The organism is Ruegeria sp. B1, assembly GCF_056535885.1.
Genome location: NZ_JBQFJA010000001.1, coordinates 335429 through 350523, shown reverse-complemented (window position 1 = coordinate 350523; position 15095 = coordinate 335429). Strand labels below are relative to the sequence as shown.

17 protein-coding genes are annotated in these 15095 nt (G+C 57.9%); 10 read left to right on the top strand and 7 right to left on the bottom strand.

The annotated features are described in order from the left end of the window. Positions 1-15: 15 nt before the first annotated feature. Positions 16-1419 (bottom strand): 3-isopropylmalate dehydratase large subunit, encoded by a 1404-nt coding sequence (gene leuC / locus ACR3ES_RS01790; RefSeq protein ID WP_480424700.1) that lies wholly within the window; start codon positions 1417-1419, stop codon positions 16-18. A 381-nt stretch (positions 1420-1800) separates the two neighbouring features. Between leuC and rsfS the strand changes: the two genes are divergently transcribed. Genes rsfS through ACR3ES_RS01775 form a run of 3 tightly spaced genes read left to right on the top strand, consistent with a single transcriptional unit; the run spans position 1801 to position 3162 of the window. Further along, complete coding sequence (gene rsfS / locus ACR3ES_RS01785) at positions 1801-2160, top strand: ribosome silencing factor (RefSeq protein WP_058276550.1); 360 nt, start codon at positions 1801-1803, stop codon at positions 2158-2160. Between the two features lie 44 nt (positions 2161-2204). Next, positions 2205-2675, top strand: a complete 471-nt coding sequence (rlmH, locus tag ACR3ES_RS01780) for a 23S rRNA (pseudouridine(1915)-N(3))-methyltransferase RlmH (RefSeq protein WP_170434053.1) — start codon at positions 2205-2207, stop codon at positions 2673-2675. A 1-nt stretch (position 2676) separates the two neighbouring features. Next, on the top strand, positions 2677-3162 hold the full coding sequence (locus ACR3ES_RS01775; RefSeq protein ID WP_170434051.1) for an NAD(P)H-dependent oxidoreductase: 486 nt from the start codon (positions 2677-2679) through the stop codon (positions 3160-3162). A gap of 3 nt (positions 3163-3165) precedes the next feature. On the opposite strand, the gene ACR3ES_RS01770 is transcribed toward ACR3ES_RS01775, so the two are convergent. Together ACR3ES_RS01770 and ACR3ES_RS01765 are read right to left on the bottom strand one after the other, a co-directional pair. Next, positions 3166-3513, bottom strand: a complete 348-nt coding sequence (locus tag ACR3ES_RS01770) for a hypothetical protein (protein WP_170434049.1) — start codon at positions 3511-3513, stop codon at positions 3166-3168. 35 nt (positions 3514-3548) lie between these two features. Then, positions 3549-4259, bottom strand: a complete 711-nt coding sequence (locus ACR3ES_RS01765) for a DUF599 domain-containing protein (protein WP_170434249.1) — start codon at positions 4257-4259, stop codon at positions 3549-3551. Positions 4260-4414: 155 nt separating this feature from the next. Between ACR3ES_RS01765 and ACR3ES_RS01760 the strand changes: the two genes are divergently transcribed. The 3 genes from ACR3ES_RS01760 to ACR3ES_RS01750 all read left to right on the top strand — a co-directional run bounded on the left by ACR3ES_RS01760 (position 4415) and on the right by ACR3ES_RS01750 (position 6609). Then, positions 4415-5206 carry a trypsin-like serine peptidase gene (locus ACR3ES_RS01760; protein ID WP_480424699.1) on the top strand — a complete coding sequence of 264 codons (792 nt, stop codon included), beginning with the start codon at positions 4415-4417 and terminating at the stop codon, positions 5204-5206. Next, positions 5203-6018, top strand: coding sequence for a trypsin-like serine protease (locus ACR3ES_RS01755; protein ID WP_170434047.1), 816 nt, complete (start codon positions 5203-5205; stop codon positions 6016-6018). The genes ACR3ES_RS01760 and ACR3ES_RS01755 overlap by 4 nt, the downstream gene beginning before the upstream one ends. Positions 6019-6141: 123 nt before the next feature. Further along, complete coding sequence (locus ACR3ES_RS01750) at positions 6142-6609, top strand: Hsp20 family protein (protein WP_170434045.1); 468 nt, start codon at positions 6142-6144, stop codon at positions 6607-6609. Between the two features lie 133 nt (positions 6610-6742). Here ACR3ES_RS01750 and ACR3ES_RS01745 read toward each other — a convergent pair whose 3' ends face one another. Together ACR3ES_RS01745 and ACR3ES_RS01740 are read right to left on the bottom strand one after the other, a co-directional pair. Then, a complete protein-coding gene (locus ACR3ES_RS01745) occupies positions 6743-7498 on the bottom strand; it encodes a Stf0 family sulfotransferase (RefSeq protein WP_480424696.1) in 756 nt (251 codons plus the stop codon). An 85-nt stretch (positions 7499-7583) separates the two neighbouring features. Next, a complete protein-coding gene (locus ACR3ES_RS01740; RefSeq protein ID WP_480493495.1) occupies positions 7584-8084 on the bottom strand; it encodes a MarR family winged helix-turn-helix transcriptional regulator in 501 nt (166 codons plus the stop codon). A gap of 42 nt (positions 8085-8126) precedes the next feature. Between ACR3ES_RS01740 and ACR3ES_RS01735 the strand changes: the two genes are divergently transcribed. Beyond that, a complete protein-coding gene (locus tag ACR3ES_RS01735; protein WP_170434039.1) occupies positions 8127-8348 on the top strand; it encodes a hexameric tyrosine-coordinated heme protein in 222 nt (73 codons plus the stop codon). An 81-nt stretch (positions 8349-8429) separates the two neighbouring features. On the opposite strand, the gene ACR3ES_RS01730 is transcribed toward ACR3ES_RS01735, so the two are convergent. Together ACR3ES_RS01730 and ACR3ES_RS01725 are read right to left on the bottom strand one after the other, a co-directional pair. Beyond that, positions 8430-10613, bottom strand: a complete 2184-nt coding sequence (locus ACR3ES_RS01730; RefSeq protein WP_170434037.1) for an esterase-like activity of phytase family protein — start codon at positions 10611-10613, stop codon at positions 8430-8432. Positions 10614-10768: 155 nt separating this feature from the next. Continuing rightward, complete coding sequence (locus ACR3ES_RS01725; RefSeq protein ID WP_170434035.1) at positions 10769-12244, bottom strand: NAD-dependent succinate-semialdehyde dehydrogenase; 1476 nt, start codon at positions 12242-12244, stop codon at positions 10769-10771. A 284-nt stretch (positions 12245-12528) separates the two neighbouring features. Between ACR3ES_RS01725 and ACR3ES_RS01720 the strand changes: the two genes are divergently transcribed. The 3 genes from ACR3ES_RS01720 to ACR3ES_RS01710 are packed head-to-tail and all read left to right on the top strand — an operon-like array spanning position 12529 to position 15076. Further along, the gene (locus ACR3ES_RS01720) at positions 12529-13608 is read left to right on the top strand and encodes a coiled-coil domain-containing protein (RefSeq protein WP_170434033.1); all 1080 of its coding nucleotides are present in this window, start codon (positions 12529-12531) and stop codon (positions 13606-13608) included. After that, positions 13609-13965 carry a hypothetical protein gene (locus tag ACR3ES_RS01715; RefSeq protein WP_170434032.1) on the top strand — a complete coding sequence of 119 codons (357 nt, stop codon included), beginning with the start codon at positions 13609-13611 and terminating at the stop codon, positions 13963-13965. Further along, positions 13952-15076, top strand: a complete 1125-nt coding sequence (locus ACR3ES_RS01710) for a hypothetical protein (RefSeq protein ID WP_170434030.1) — start codon at positions 13952-13954, stop codon at positions 15074-15076. Before ACR3ES_RS01715 ends, ACR3ES_RS01710 begins: the two co-directional genes overlap by 14 nt. The last annotated feature ends 19 nt before the right edge of the window (positions 15077-15095 follow it).

The window sequence follows — 15095 nt, the reverse complement described above, 5'->3', positions numbered from 1 at the left end:
ATTTATGAGGGCAGCTTACATCAATTCTCGGACGTCTGTCAGCCGTCCTGTGAGTGCCGCAGCGGCAGCCATTGCAGGGCTTAAAAGGTGGGTGCGCCCCCCGCGTCCTTGACGGCCTTCGAAGTTGCGGTTCGAGGTCGCGGCACAGCGCTCACCCGGCTGCAACTGATCGGGGTTCATCGCCAGACACATCGAACATCCGGCCAGACGCCATTCGAATCCGGCCTCTTTGAAGATCTCGGCCAGACCTTCTTCTTCGGCCTGCGCCCGCACAAGACCTGAACCGGGAACGACCATGGCGCGCATTCCGTCCTTGATCTTTTTTCCCCTGAGGATTTCGGCTGCGGCACGCAGGTCCTCGATCCGGCCGTTGGTACAGGATCCGATAAACACGGTGTCGATTTCCACATCGCTGAGCTTCTGCCCCGCTTCCAGACCCATGTACTCGATAGAGCGGCGGGCCGCGTCGACCTTGCCGCCTTCGAAATCCTCCGGATGCGGAACCGATGCAGTGATTGGCAGCACGTCTTCGGGGCTGGTGCCCCATGTGACGACCGGGGCGATGTCTTCACCACGCAGGGTCACAACCTTGTCGAAATGCGCATCTTCGTCGGTATAGAGCGTATTCCACCAGTCCATCGCCGCTTCCCATTGCGCGCCTTTCGGGGCGTGCGGGCGGCCTTTGACATAGTCGAACGTGGTCTCGTCCGGTGCGATCAGGCCCGCGCGGGCGCCGCCTTCAATGGCCATGTTGCACACGGTCATGCGGCCTTCCATCGACAAATCACGGATCGCTTCGCCGCAATATTCGATGACATAGCCGGTGCCACCCGCGGTTCCGGTCTCGCCGATCACGGCCAGAGTGATGTCCTTGGCGGTCACGCCCGGCTGCAGTTTGCCGGTGATCTCGACCTTCATGTTCTTGGATTTCTTCTGGATCAGGGTCTGCGTGGCAAGAACGTGCTCGACCTCGGAAGTTCCAATGCCGTGGGCCAAAGCGCCGAATGCTCCGTGCGTGGCGGTATGGCTGTCACCACAGACCACGGTCATGCCCGGCAGGGTCCAGCCTTGTTCGGGACCCACGATGTGCACAATGCCTTGGCGGACGTCGTTCACCGGGTAGTAGTGAATGCCGAAATCCTTGGCGTTCTTGTCCAGCGCTTCAACCTGGATACGCGATTCAGGGTTTTCGATCCCGTTCACGCGATCCGGCGTGGTGGGCACGTTGTGATCAGGTACCGCGATGGTCTTTTCCGGTGCGCGCACCTGGCGGCCCGCCATGCGCAGGCCTTCAAAGGCCTGCGGGCTGGTCACTTCGTGCACCAGATGGCGGTCGATATAAAGAAGACAGGTGCCATCATCGGCTTCGTGCGCGACATGGGCATCCCAGATTTTGTCATAGAGCGTTTTGGGGGACATCGGTCCTCTCCCGTGGGTAATGAGAATAGCTGACGAGTGGCTGGGCGCCGCTTATAGGCGGGCCAGAACCGTGCGGGCGGCCCCAAAAAACCGCTCGCGCAGGCGCGCACGGTCTTGCAGGTCGATTTTCGGGGCCATATGAGGTCTCATACCCGGTCAGATATAGATACAAACTGAGTCTATCAAGGCCTTGTGCAACCTCGCAGATGCCGTCAGGGCACAATCCTGCGAGGGCTCAGTGGCCTTCATTGAAATGTCATCAGGTGCTTGTTACCTTATAAGTATCCCGGCGTCGGGGTTTTACGACGCGCAACAAAGGAGGACTATGTCCTGTCACTACAGACTCAGGCGGGTTTGCCTGCCGATGACGGGGTCAAAATAATGGCCCACTCTCAGTCAATCAGCGATAAGCTGCTTGAACGTATCCTTTCCTCACTTTCCGATGACAAGGCCGAAGATGTCGTGCAGATCAATCTGCAAGGCAAATCGTCGGTTGCGGATCACATGGTGATTGCCTCGGGTCGGTCGACCCGTCAGGTCTCGGCCATGGCGGAAAAGCTGACGGATCGGATCAAGCAGGAATTCGGTTTCACCTCGAAGGTCGAAGGCAAGGATGCCGGCGACTGGGTGTTGATCGATACGGGCGACGTGATCGTCCATATCTTCCGCCCCGAAGTGCGTGAATTCTACCAGCTGGAAAAGATGTGGCTGCCTCAGGGCGGTAGCGCCTCAGCCAACTGAGGCGCCATCCCGGCCTGTATTGAAAGGTCGGAGGCGAGAGAAATATGCGTATCAGCATAGTTGCGGTCGGGCGATTGCGCGCCGGACCCGAGAAAACCCTGCTTGACGACTACCTAACCCGATTTGACCGGACTGGCCGCGCGCTGGGCCTTGGTCCCGCGCGTGTTGTCGAGATCGAAGACAAGAAAAACGCGGGCATGGGGGCAGAGGCCATGCTGCTGCGCAAAGCGCTGCCCAAAGGCGCGGTGGTGTGCACGTTGGATGAGCGTGGGCGGGGAATGTCCTCGCCGGATTTCGCGCAAAAGCTGGGCAATTGGCGTGATGCGGGACGGCAGGATTTGGCGCTGATCATCGGCGGAGCGGATGGGATCGACGCGGCGCTGCGGGCCGACGCGGATTTTTCGATCTCATTCGGTGCCATGGTCTGGCCGCACATGTTTGTTCGTGTGATGTTGGCCGAACAACTCTATCGGGCCGCAACCATCCTGTCGGGCGGCCCTTATCACCGGGTCTGACATGGCACAGCTTTTGATCGTATATCACTCGCGCACCGGCGGGGCGCGGCAAATGGCCGAAGCCGCAGCTAAGGCGGGGAAGGATGAGGCGGATGTCATCCTGAAAACCGCGGATCAGGCAGGCCCCGAGGATATTTTGGCCGCTGACGGATATATCTTCTGCGCGCCCGAAAATCTGGCAGCGCTTTCGGGGCTGATGAAAGAGTTCTTTGACCGCTGCTACTATCCCGTTTTGGGTCGGATCGAGGGCCGGCCCTACGCTCAGATGATCTGTGCTGGATCGGACGGTGAAAACGCTGCCCGCCAAACCGCCCGGATCGCTACAGGCTGGCGGTTGAAGGAGGTGCAGCCGCCGTTGATCATCTGCACGCATGCTCAGACGCCAGAGGCGATACTTGCGGAAAAGACAATCCCTGAAGATCAGCTTGAGAAATGCCGTGAAATCGGTGCCGCCATGGCAGTCGGGCTAAGTCTCGGGGTGTTCTAGACGTCAGTTCAGGTCAATGACAGTGGTGGCTTCACCCCAACCACCCACGTTGTCGCGCGCTTGAATCTGCACCTGCGTGACGCCTTCGGGAATCGCGACCCCGCTCAAGGACCGGGTAAAGGGCTGCTCATCAACATGGGGGTGATGCAACACGCGCATGCCAAGCTCGGTTCCCTCCATGTCCAAAACACGCCAGCCATCGGCATAATCATCCCAGCCCGTATCCGGATGCCGGATCGTGACGTCGAACCGCCATGTGTCGCCATTGCGGCTGGCTGAGACGTCCTCGATCACCGGTGGATCGGCAAAGGCAGGGGCTGCCAAAAAGGCACTGAGAATCACATAGCGCATGCCCAGATGATAAATTGCGCTGCGGTACTTTGGAATCACGACTCTGTGTTGGGCGGCTGCGTCAGAAGGATCGTTCTGGAATGGGACGCGAACTCGCGCCGATAGAGCACCCCCACTGTGATCACTAGACCCAACATCAGCGCCACCGGCCCCAATATCCAGGCCAGAGAAGCCAACGCGAAATAGGTCGCACGCAAGGCGCGGTTGAAGCTGCGCGCAGCGGTGACGCAAATCTCGGCCGCTTGGGCTGCGCGCGGGTATGCCTGTGGATCTTCGGGGTCATTCGGAACGGCAGCCATCAGCACGGCGCAGTAGCCAAACAAGCGATGCGCCCAAACGTATTTCAGGAAGGCGTTGGCGAGAAACAAAATGACGACCAATATCTTGATCTCCCAGACCAGCGCAGGGGCGCTGCCGACGGCCAGATCACTGGCGACCCCGGCCAGACGTTCGGTATTCCCTAGCAAAGCAAGCCCGCCGCCGATTGCAATCATGGTGGTCGAGGCAAAGAACGTGCTGCCCTGCCGCATCGCCGCCACTACCTGCGCGTCGAACATACGAGGCTGTCGCGTGACCATTTCTTTCATCCAGCCGCGCCGGAAATCGTCCATCATCATTGATACCGATTTCCTGTTGGGCGACGGGTGTTCGATCCTCCACCCGATCCATTGCCAGGCACCGACGAGCAATAAAACAGCGGCGTAGTCCAGCGGCGAAAACAAAAGAGCGCGGTCAATCCAGGTCATGATCGCGACGATAGGGCCAGCTGGCAGGACTTGCCAGATGGTCTGATGCAACCTGGCATCACCTTCGATTGAAATCTCCTGATAACTGCCTCGCCCTATTTTCGCCCCACGTTTCACGTATTTCTGGTGTCTCGGAGTAAACGCCGGAGAACCGCGTGCGCAACTGGATCATGGCTATCGCGCTGAATATGCTGCCTTTTGCAGTCTTGGCGCAGGATTCCGGGCTGAAAAGCCTGGAAACCTCGGATTCGGGCCGGGCATGGATGGCGGTCGGGCGGCTGGACATCGATGGTACAGGGTTTTGCACCGGTGCGCTTATTTCACCGACGCTGGTTCTGACGGCCGCGCATTGCCTGTTTGACAAAGCGACTAAGGCGCGGATCGACCCGGCACGGATCGAATTTCTGGCCGGCTGGCGCAGAGGCCGCGCCTCGGCCTACCGGGCGGCGCGGCAGGCGGTTGTTCATCCGGATTATCATTATGATGGGAAAGCAACGACAGCCCGGGTGCGCAACGATATCGCTTTGATCGAGTTGTGGCAGCCGGTGCGGAATACGACCGTGATCCCGTTTGACACCGGTGACCGTCCGGCGCGCGGCGAAGAGGTTGGCGTCGTCTCTTATGCGCATGATCGGGCCGAGGCCCCGTCACTGCAGGAAGTCTGTTCAGTCATGGCGCGCCAATCCGGTGTTCTGGTGATGTCCTGCGACGTCGACTTCGGTGCCTCCGGCGCCCCGATCTTTTCTTTTGCCAACGAGCGACCGCGTATTGTTTCGGTTGTGTCGGGCAAGGCCGAGCTTGGCGGGCAGAGTGTCGCGCTGGGCACTGCGCTGGATGAATCGCTTCAACTGTTGCAGGCCGAACTGTCCTCGGGACGCGGGTTTGGCTTGTCCACGTCCGGCTCCACTGCAGGCAAAAATGTGGGTGCGAGATTCATCAAGCCATGACCAGAGTTCTGTTGAGCGTATTCCTGTTCGTGTCCGTCTTGGCGACCGGCGCCTACGCGCAAAGTGACAAGCGCAAACTGACAGATCGCGATGATCTGTATGGTTGGGAGGCAATCGGACGGCTGGATATCGGGACCGTTTCTTTCTGCACCGGGACGCTGATCGCGCAGGACATTGTTCTGACTGCGGCCCATTGCGCCTTGGACAAGAAAACAGGCAAACCCTATTTGCCGGGCGAAGTCACGTTCCGGGCGGGACTGAGTAATGGTACGGCGCTGGCTGATCGCAAGGTTGTGCAAATCGCGGCACACCCGGATTACGGCGCAAACGACCTGTTATCCCCCCAGAGCATTCGGGCAGACGTTGCCCTGATGCGGCTAGAGGAACCAATCCCCTACGAAATCGCGGATCCTTTTGCGCTCCATGGCGGGCGCGTAGCTGGAAACGAAATCAGCATCGCCTCGTATGGCCGCGGGCGGTCTGAAGCCATCACGCGCGAACGGTCGTGCAACATCCTTGAACGGCGCCAGGGTTTGATTGCGTTTAACTGTGACATCACATTCGGGTCGTCAGGGTCTGCGATTCTCGCCAGGAACGGATCGCGCTGGCAGATTCTGTCGGTTGTGTCCGCAGTGGGCGTGCATAACGGCAGGAAGATCGGTTACGGCATGGAACTGGCTGGCGTCGTGTCGGAACTCAAGTCGATCATGCGACGGGATGCGCCGCAGCCCAAGGCGTCGATCCGCAGGTTGAAGGTCGGGGCCGGCAAGTCCAATTCGGGCGCAAAATTCATCAGCTCCGGCGGGTCTTGAACTCGACCAAAATCCTACCCATCTGAAGTGTACCGGATCGCCATAATCGGGGTCCGGTGACAATCATCGCCCGTCCGAACGGAGGGCAAAAATCGTGAATCGCTCAACATGAGGATACAACACATGCGTAGTTTTGATTTTGCACCGCTGCATCGCGCCACCATCGGCTTTGACCAGATCGCGGACATGATGGACCGGGTTCTGACCAGTGATGTGGCTCAGCCCAGCTACCCCCCATACAACATCGAAAAAACCGATGCCGACACCTACCGGATTTCCGTGGCTGTCGCCGGTTTTTCCGAAGAGGACCTGTCGGTCGAAGTGAAAGAAAATTCACTGGTTGTGGCCGGCAAGAAGGCCTCTGACGACAAGGATCGCAGCTATCTGCACCGTGGCATTGCCACCCGCGCGTTCGAGCGCCGCTTTGCTCTGGCCGATCATGTGCGCGTCACCGGCGCCAGCCATGAAAACGGCATGCTGAACATCGACCTAAAGCGTGAAGTACCCGAAGCCCTGAAACCACGCCGGATCGAGATCGCGTCGTCCAAGGCCATCGAGAAGGACGTGGTCGACGCCAAAGCCGTGAACTAAGGCGGCACAGGACCGAGCGGTAATCTTATCCTCTCTGGATTATCGCATCATACGCCCCGCGTTCCTCCAGACGCGGGGCGTTGTTTGCTTGGCTGAACCGGAAGGCCGGTCCCAAAATCCAATGAGGGCACATTCAGGTTTGGGCACTGTGAGCAGTGTAGCGCGCGACCCAGTCACGGCTGACGCGATCGGACATCTTTTTTGTCGGCGGCTGAATCCCGTCAGCGCCGTTTTCATCCAAGCCCAATCCGACCAAAACTTTGCGCAGGGTTTTTGTCGGAGCCTGAGCCAGTTCGTCATACGTGATGCGCAGCGGAGTGATCCGCTCCTGTTTGAACCAGGACAACCAACCACTTTTGTACTCTTGCAATGTCTCAATGCACTTACTGATTTCATCGGCGTCGTATTGAGGTCGTTGATCTGGGGCCGTACGTTCCAGTTCTGATCCATCTTTCGCGACATGCCACAAACCAGATTGGCGCGCCTTGATCAGCGACACGGCCTGTTCCAGCTTGTCCTCTCGCGTCAAGTGAATAAAGAAAGTTTCGCCAAAAGCGGCCGCTATGCGATCACGGTCAGTTGTGGCCTCCGGAGACATGACTGCAAGCTTATCGCAAAGAAAACCAAAGCTAGGCCACTGCTGACGCAATCCGAATATCGGAGTTGCGCCGCGCCCTTTCACAATAGCTGCCTGAAGGATCGCCCCGATTAAATCGCGCTCTGCCCCATCACTTTTCTGGATTTCCAGCCTGTTCATCCAGTCTTGCAGTGAGGGTCGATAAAAATAGGAGGCCGGTTGGCCAGCCACACCGGTCTGCGCCAACATGCTGCAAAGAAGTGTGCTTCCGCTACGCGGAGAAGTGCAGATTATGTATGTTGAATATTGCATGGGGGCGATAGGTAGCGCGTCTCTGTGACACCGCCGTGGCGATATCTTTTTCTATGCCGCCATCACAAATCTGACAGTCATCAGGTTATTGATCCGACAACCCATCGCAGATTTTCCCAAGGAGACGCTGCAACGTTTCCAACTCGTCGCGTTTCAAAGTCGTTCCCTGAACCATGCATGCCGTGATGTCCGGTGTTTCTCGTTGCAGCGCTTTGCCCTTGGCGGTCAGATTGACATACATCTCGCGGCTGTCTTTTTTGCCTCGGGTTCGTTTGACGTGGCCTTGCGTTTCCAGCCGTTTGAGCAAGGGCGTCAGCGTGCTGGTGGCCATGCGCAGCCGCCCGGCAAGTTCGGTCACTTTCTGACTGTCCGTCTCCCAAAGCAGAGTGAGGGTGATGTACTGCGGATATGTCAGCCCCAGGCGTGTCAGGTGTGGTGTGTATGCCCGGTTGACAATGTGAGACGCCGTATAGATGCCGTAACAAAACATGTCTTCGGCCCGGGTCGGTAGCTGATCGATATCCACGTCTTCACCCATTTTAATATCGTGCACGATATAAATGTTGACATAGCTCGTGTGACGCATCAAGCTGTTAAATATATCGTGTACGACATAAAAGAGGATTCCATGTCCTGGTTGCCAAGCTTAGAAACGAAAACTCCCGAGGCCGGGTTTGACCTGGCGATCTTGCTGTCCCGCATGGCGGTCAAGAAGACGCAGCCCGATGACGAGGCCCGGAACAGGATGCGTCCAGACTATGCAAACAATGCCGACAGTTTGACGATGGCATCCCATGTGGTTGCCGCAAACTTTCACACAATCGCTCAGGCAAACAATTACTGGCGCTGAGCTTTAGCGAGGCCCAGTGCAGTAGATGCAAAAAGCCCCGCAGATGCGTTCTGCGGGGCCTTTATTTGTCAATTTCAGGGGTCAATTCCCGGCAGTTACCGACCCGATCGACCAGAACATCGTCTCGCCCGAGGCGTCATCAACACCGTCGTTGTCGGTCATCACAAACGCCTCGCCCGAGGGCAGGATGGCCAGACCTTCGATCTTGTCCAAAACATAGCCTCCGGTCGAGGTCAGGTCGGACAGCAGGTCACGCACCTCTTCCTTGCTGACAACGGGCAGGTCACCGTCCAGCGGAGCCGGGGTCATTTCCGACAGCGGGATGCGATAGATCTTCTTGGTCACGGCGCGGTGGTCGTGCTGGTTGTCGCGTTCGATGACATAGACATGGTCACCGAAGGCCACGATTTCCGACAGGCCAACCCAGCCCTTCTCAGGATCCGCTTTGGGATAGTGCACGGCGCCCCACTCCTTGGTGTCCAGATTATAGGCGACCAGTTTTACGTGGTTTTCCGGATCGTCTTTCCATTCGCGCTGAACGGCCATCCACAGTGTGTCGCCGACCTTGGTGATGCCCTCAAAGCCAAAGCGCTTTTCGACTGCCATCAACTCCGCTGGCAGGCCGATCTCGCCCTTGCGGTCTTTGATCAGGCCGTCCGGGCCGACATGGTAGATCGCGTGTGGGATGACGCGGTCGGTGCGGCCTTCGGAGGCGACGTAGAAGCCACCTTTGCCGTCCAGCGTGATGCCTTCCATGTCGATCTTCTGCGCCGGGTTGCCATCCTGACGATGCACGCGGATCACGTCCACGATGCGCGCTGGAGTCTGGCCGGGGTCGATCTTGAAGATCGACGGCTGGAAGCCATAGAAGCTGTCATTGACCGCATAGATCATGCCATCCTCATCTGCGACCAGACCCGACAGAGCACCCCATCCAATCAGCTCGTCCGCGCCTTCCGAGGTCAGATGCGGATAGTTGGCAGGGGCGTCCTGATATTCAAAGATCGACACATGCGCGCGCGGGCCGCCATCTTCGATCAGGTCTTTTTCGTTGGCGGAGACCAGCAGGTTGCGTTCCGGGATCGCCACATACCCTTCTGGGCCAACACCTGAAGGCAGCAGCTGTTTCAGCACCGGATTGGCCGGATCGGTCGCATCATAAACACCCACGACCGATGCACGCTCGGCCCCAACAAAAATCATCGGCGTGCCGCCAAAGGTGGCCGCAGTCACGCTTTCCGGCTCCACGCCTTTGCTGTCGGAGCGTTTGTCGGGGTAGTGGCCAATCTGAATGATCGCCTTCTCGAAATCGGTACCGTTTTCGTAAACAACGGTGCCGTCCTTGTGGAAGATGGTCCAACCGCGCGACCCGCCTTCGTAGTCGCCTTCATTCGCAGTGGCGAAGTGATTGTCATCGATCCATTTCACCGCGTCCGGCTCGCGCAGGCGGCCCGGCTGGCTTTCGGTGAAGATTAGTGCCCCACGCTCATCCGTGGCGTCGATGCCTTCCAGATCCACGCTGCCTGCCGAGAAATGGCTGACCACGTTGCCGTCCTTGTCGACAACCGTGATGTGGTTGTTTTCCTGCAAAGTGATGACTGTTTCACCCAGAGCGTTGATGTCAACAAACTCCGGCTCGGGATCGGTGGGGGCAACCTCGGCTAGGCCGGTCAGATCGGCCATTTTCATGCCTGCGCAGTCCAGCGCACCGCCTGCCACAGGAACCATCACGAGGTTCCCGGCCGGGAGCTGCGGAATAACGCCGTCATTGAGGTCTTCGTCACGCTCGTTTTCAATCGCAACGGCAACAAAGCTGCCATCAGGGGCAACTGCAATGCTGTCGGGTTGACCGCCCAGATCGCACGCGCCGGTTTCGGACTTGCCAGCGATATCAACCGAAATCAACTTACCGGACGGAGCGGTGTAGCTTTCCGATGTGTTGACGCCAACAAATGCGGTGGAACCGATGATGCCGACCGACGTGGGCTCACCACCCACATCCATCGCGCCCAGCGGGGCAGGGTTCGCAGGATCGGCAATGTCGATCATGCCGATCACGCCCAGCGGGCTGTCGGTGTAGATGAGCGTCATGCCATCCGCGGTGGCGGCGATGATTTCCGGCGAGGTTTCGCGGTTGGTATCGGCCCCCTCGGCCATATTCTTGACGACGGGGAAAGACGCAATTCTGTTGAAATTCATCTCTGCCCAGGCCTGACCGGCGGTCAGGGCAAGTGCAGATGTCAGGCAAACAAAACGCAATGACATCGGTGGGTATCCTCTCTCACTTGGACGTAAGTGGGATGGCCGCCGATGGTTGCAGTTTTGTGACGTTTTAAATGCGCTTTTGTAACAAGCCGATTAAAACTGGGGATGGATGATGCGGCCCCTGAAGGAGTGTCCAGATCAGAGGCCGCCTATGGTCAAACAGAGAGGCAGACGTATTTCATCTCAAGGTAGTCCTCCATCCCATGATGGCTGCCTTCGCGGCCAAGGCCGGACTGTTTGACGCCGCCAAACGGCCCCAACTCGGTCGAAATAATACCCGTGTTGACGCCAACAATACCGTATTCCAGTGCTTCGACGACTTTGTAGACGCGGCTGAGATCCTTGGCGTAGAAGTATGCGGCAAGACCAAAGATTGTATCATTGGCCATAGTGATGACATCATCCTCATCTTCGAATTTGAAGAGAGGCGCCAGCGGGCCAAAGGTTTCTTCCTGCGCGACCTTCATCTTCTGCGTAACACCTGTAACGATCGTAGGCTGGAAAAAGGTGCCGCCCAGATCATGCGGCAGGCCGCCGGTCAGTAACTGCCCGCCTTTCGAAGTGGCATCTGAGATGTGATCCTGAACCTTGGCAACCGCCTTGTCATTGATCAGCGGACCGGTGGTTGTGCCTTCGACCAGTCCGTCACCAACCGACAACGCTTCGGTTGCAACCTTCAGCTTGGCGGCAAAGGCGTCATACACCCCGGCTTGAACATAGATGCGGTTGGCGCAGACGCAGGTCTGGCCGTTGTTGCGAAATTTGCACATCATCGCGCCTTCGACGGCGGCATCCAGATCGGCGTCGTCAAAGACAATAAAGGGCGCGTTGCCGCCCAATTCCATCGAGCATTTCATGACCTGGTCGGCGGCCTGCCGCAGCAGAATGCGCCCAACTTGAGTCGATCCCGTAAAGGTCAGTTTGCGCACGCCGGGGTTTTCGCAGAACTCCTTGCCGATTTCGCTAGCATTGACCGAAGGAACGACGTTGAACACGCCGGCCGGAATGCCCGCGCGCTCCGCCAGCACGGCCAGCGCCAGGGCAGACAGGGGTGTTTCTTCCGAGGGACGTGCGACAAAGGCACAGCCGGCGGCCAGCGCAGGTCCGGCCTTGCGGGTGATCATGGCATTGGGGAAGTTCCACGGGGTGATCGATGCGGCAACGCCGATGGGTTGCTTCAATACCATGATCCGTTTGTCGCGCTGGTGGCCGGGGATGGTCTCACCGTAGACCCGTTTGGCCTCTTCGCCGAAAAACTCGATAAAAGACGCACCATAGCTGACCTCGCCGATCGCCTCGACCAGCGGCTTACCCTGCTCGGCCGTGAGAATCTTTCCCAGGTCCTCGGCGTTTTCCGTCATCAGATCGAACCAGCGCCGCAGGATCACCGCACGTTCTTTCCCGGTCAGCTTGGCCCAGTCTTTCTGCGCCGCTTCAGCCTGTGCAATTGCGCCGACGACCTGGGCGCGGCTCAGATCCGCGACGTCGCACAGCACATCTCCACGGGCTGGATTGGTGACCGCGAAGTTGCCATTGTCTCCGTCGACCCATTGCCCGCCGATATAGGCCTGGGTGGCCAGCAATTCAGGGTCTTTCAGGATGGATTTCAGATCGGTGGTCGCGTCCAGCATAGGTAAGCCTCCGGCAGGGAATGATTTGCGTGCACACAATCAGGTGGGGCAGGGAATGTCTATGGCCACACACACCGCCGGATCAATCCAGATTTGATCAAAAATTCCAGGCGCGACGTTGCGCACGGGTCGCAGTCTCTGGCTCCCGTTTTGGCTGCAGAGTCGCGCCTATCTTTTTCTTTGTGTTTTTGCCAAAGTCCCAGTGATTTGGAGGCCCAGGGGGATGTAAATGATCGTAACATCGCCTATATATTTGGGTATATAAAGAAAAAGGGATAGCACAGATGTCGAACCAGCAGTTTGAGGCGTTGATTGAAGAGACGCAAACCAAAGTGCGTGAGTCGCAGTCGCAGATCGAAGGACTGACATCGCGGATCGAAGCGGCCCGCGCCAAGATTGGCACCGCCGAGGCGGATATCGACATCGAAAACGCCACGCTTGAGGACGTACACGCCCATACCGAGGTGATGAACGCCAATATCGCCGAGCTGATCATGGGTCTGGACGACGTCACCAGCGCCTTTTCCAAGGATTTTGACGAGATGCGGTCAAAAACCGGGTGGGAGTCCTTTGTCGGTATCTTCGCCAAGGCCAAATCCGAGTCGATGCGGCAGGAGCGGATGCGCACCGCCAATATCGACGACAAGCTGCAGGATTTGATTGCTAAGTCGGATGTGATCGTGAAGCTGCTGGAAGGGCAGTTGGCTGTGCTGGAAGAACAGCGCGTGAAGGTCGAGGACAACCTGACCGTCACGCTGGACGACCGCGAGGCGACTGTTGCGGAACTTGAGGCGCTGCGGGCTGAGATTCAGGGCATGGACCCGACGATCATCACCTTGGAAAACAAGATCAGCGTTGAACAGGACGCCGCCGCGCGGACCCAGCTGGAAACCGAACTGGCCGAGCTGAACAAGCAATACAACGCCAAGGTTCAGGAAGAGCAGGTCAAGCTGGCCAAAAGCCAAACGCTGGAGCGGTATATCGAAAAGGGCAAGACCTGGGTCGATTCACTCCAGAACCAGGCGGCGACACAGATGGTGCTGATCAACAAGCTGCAGACAGACACGCAACAGCGCGTCGTGCTGTATGACGCCCTGACCAAATCGCTGAAAACAGCGCAGCAGCAGGACGTGGCCCACCGCATAAACGAGATCGGCGTGCAGACCGACCAAGAGGCGCAGACGGCCATGGCCGCCATCGGCACCGCGACCAACCAGAAGATGGCCGACATGCTGGAGGCACACGAGGACCACATGGTCTTCGCCCGAGACGTGCTAGAGAAAAAGGCCAAGGCGGATGAACGCTTTGCCCGCCGGTTCGCTTCGATTGTCGAGAAGCATGATAAGAATTTGTATGGGGGTTAAATGGCCTCTTTCATTCTAATGTTTGGCCCAATGCTCATATTCGTTGGAGCGTTGGGAGTAGTGCTGGTGATCTTTACGCTGACTTTATGGGCCCTTGGCTTCTTGGGTTTAACTGGTGACGGAATCGTTGAAGGTTTGGCCATATTGTTCAGTGTCCTGCTGTTACCGGCCTATTTTTATTTTGTAATCCGTATCTGGCTTCCAGCAATTTGGATGGGATTGGTCAACTTTAACGAAGCGATCTTTCGGAACAACGGTATGTCCGTGATCCAAGCGATACGTGCAGTTAGAGATCGTTTGGGATGTTTTGCGAAAGATTGGACCAGATATAGAAAGTTCATTCGTGGTCGAAATTAATCCCACCCAAGACCATGTCGGCTTGACCGACACTTTCGCCTCGCGCCGCTATTTCCGCAAATTCGAGGTGATCACAGTCCACCTCCTACGCGTGGCCGCGACGATGGAGGCCGAGGGCGCGATCAGCAAACAAGAGGTGCGGATTGTGTCGCGCTACCTCTCGGGGTTGCTCTACACGTTCCGCGCGCTATCCATGAAGTATCTGCTGGTTGGGCGCGATACCGGGCGGTTCTTTGGCAGCCTCGCCATGGATAAGCGCGACAGCGGGTTTCCCGTGGCGGCCGAGTTGCTGACCATGGCCAATGACGCGCAGCAGGCGCAGGTGCATCTGGCGAATATGCCCACGGAAGACGATCTGAAAACCGACATGGTCCGCACGATCATTGGCGATCAGGAAATCCCCACCAAGCTGCAATTCGCACTGTCCCAAAGGCTCTATTACGAGGAATTGCTGAAGGGAGAGCTGTTCTGGGCCCGCAACGATCCCGAATGCCATTGGATCGGGAATGAGGGCGAGCGGCGAAAATTCATGATCCACTGGGCGGTCTATGACAGCCAGATCAATCTGCCGGTCATCTACCTGATGCAGTTGGAGGATAGCGGCAAGACGGCTCTGCCAAAGGATCAGCGCCGCTGGCCCGAGGTGCAGGTGCATCTGATGGCTCAATCCTTAGGCGGGTTGAAACTGGTGACAATCGCCAAGGGCTTTGATCAGGATTTCGACGACCTGCACCCTAAGCACATGCGGCGCATCCATGTAGGGCCGATGTATTCCTCTGCCTTTACCGAGCAATCCGGCCCCCTGCGGCAGGTGCTGGAGGACGCGCAGGCGCCAAAGGGGCAGGATTGGGCGCTGGCCTGGACCACTGAGGAGCTGGAAAGCGAAGAGGTGATCGAGGAACGCGCTGGGTGGTTCTCGACCGTCGAGCGCGAGGTGTTTGCGCTGGATCCGTTTGGCGGGCAAGGGGCCGAGACCGGAGCGACGCAGACGGAACGCTCGATTATCCTACCCCAACGCCCGTTTCAGGTGTTAGCCGAACGCAACCCACCGGGGTTTAGGGACGTGCGCAAATTTGTGGTCAGCAAGTCCGGGCAGGTGTTGAGGTACTGATTTCGCCTTCGGCGGGAGT

What these genes read in the sequence shown, in the direction of transcription:
- leuC (WP_480424700.1), bottom strand. Translation starts at nt 1,419, where the DNA reads ATGTCCCCCAAAACGCTCTATGACAAAATCTGGGATGCCCATGTCGCG.
- rsfS (WP_058276550.1), top strand. Translation starts at nt 1,801, where the DNA reads ATGGCCCACTCTCAGTCAATCAGCGATAAGCTGCTTGAACGTATCCTT.
- rlmH (WP_170434053.1), top strand. Translation starts at nt 2,205, where the DNA reads ATGCGTATCAGCATAGTTGCGGTCGGGCGATTGCGCGCCGGACCCGAG.
- ACR3ES_RS01775 (WP_170434051.1), top strand. Translation starts at nt 2,677, where the DNA reads ATGGCACAGCTTTTGATCGTATATCACTCGCGCACCGGCGGGGCGCGG.
- ACR3ES_RS01770 (WP_170434049.1), bottom strand. Translation starts at nt 3,513, where the DNA reads ATGCGCTATGTGATTCTCAGTGCCTTTTTGGCAGCCCCTGCCTTTGCC.
- ACR3ES_RS01765 (WP_170434249.1), bottom strand. Translation starts at nt 4,259, where the DNA reads ATGACCTGGATTGACCGCGCTCTTTTGTTTTCGCCGCTGGACTACGCC.
- ACR3ES_RS01755 (WP_170434047.1), top strand. Translation starts at nt 5,203, where the DNA reads ATGACCAGAGTTCTGTTGAGCGTATTCCTGTTCGTGTCCGTCTTGGCG.
- ACR3ES_RS01750 (WP_170434045.1), top strand. Translation starts at nt 6,142, where the DNA reads ATGCGTAGTTTTGATTTTGCACCGCTGCATCGCGCCACCATCGGCTTT.
- ACR3ES_RS01745 (WP_480424696.1), bottom strand. Translation starts at nt 7,498, where the DNA reads ATGCAATATTCAACATACATAATCTGCACTTCTCCGCGTAGCGGAAGC.
- ACR3ES_RS01740 (WP_480493495.1), bottom strand. Translation starts at nt 8,084, where the DNA reads ATGCGTCACACGAGCTATGTCAACATTTATATCGTGCACGATATTAAA.
- ACR3ES_RS01735 (WP_170434039.1), top strand. Translation starts at nt 8,127, where the DNA reads ATGTCCTGGTTGCCAAGCTTAGAAACGAAAACTCCCGAGGCCGGGTTT.
- ACR3ES_RS01730 (WP_170434037.1), bottom strand. Translation starts at nt 10,613, where the DNA reads ATGTCATTGCGTTTTGTTTGCCTGACATCTGCACTTGCCCTGACCGCC.
- ACR3ES_RS01725 (WP_170434035.1), bottom strand. Translation starts at nt 12,244, where the DNA reads ATGCTGGACGCGACCACCGATCTGAAATCCATCCTGAAAGACCCTGAA.
- ACR3ES_RS01720 (WP_170434033.1), top strand. Translation starts at nt 12,529, where the DNA reads ATGTCGAACCAGCAGTTTGAGGCGTTGATTGAAGAGACGCAAACCAAA.
- ACR3ES_RS01715 (WP_170434032.1), top strand. Translation starts at nt 13,609, where the DNA reads ATGGCCTCTTTCATTCTAATGTTTGGCCCAATGCTCATATTCGTTGGA.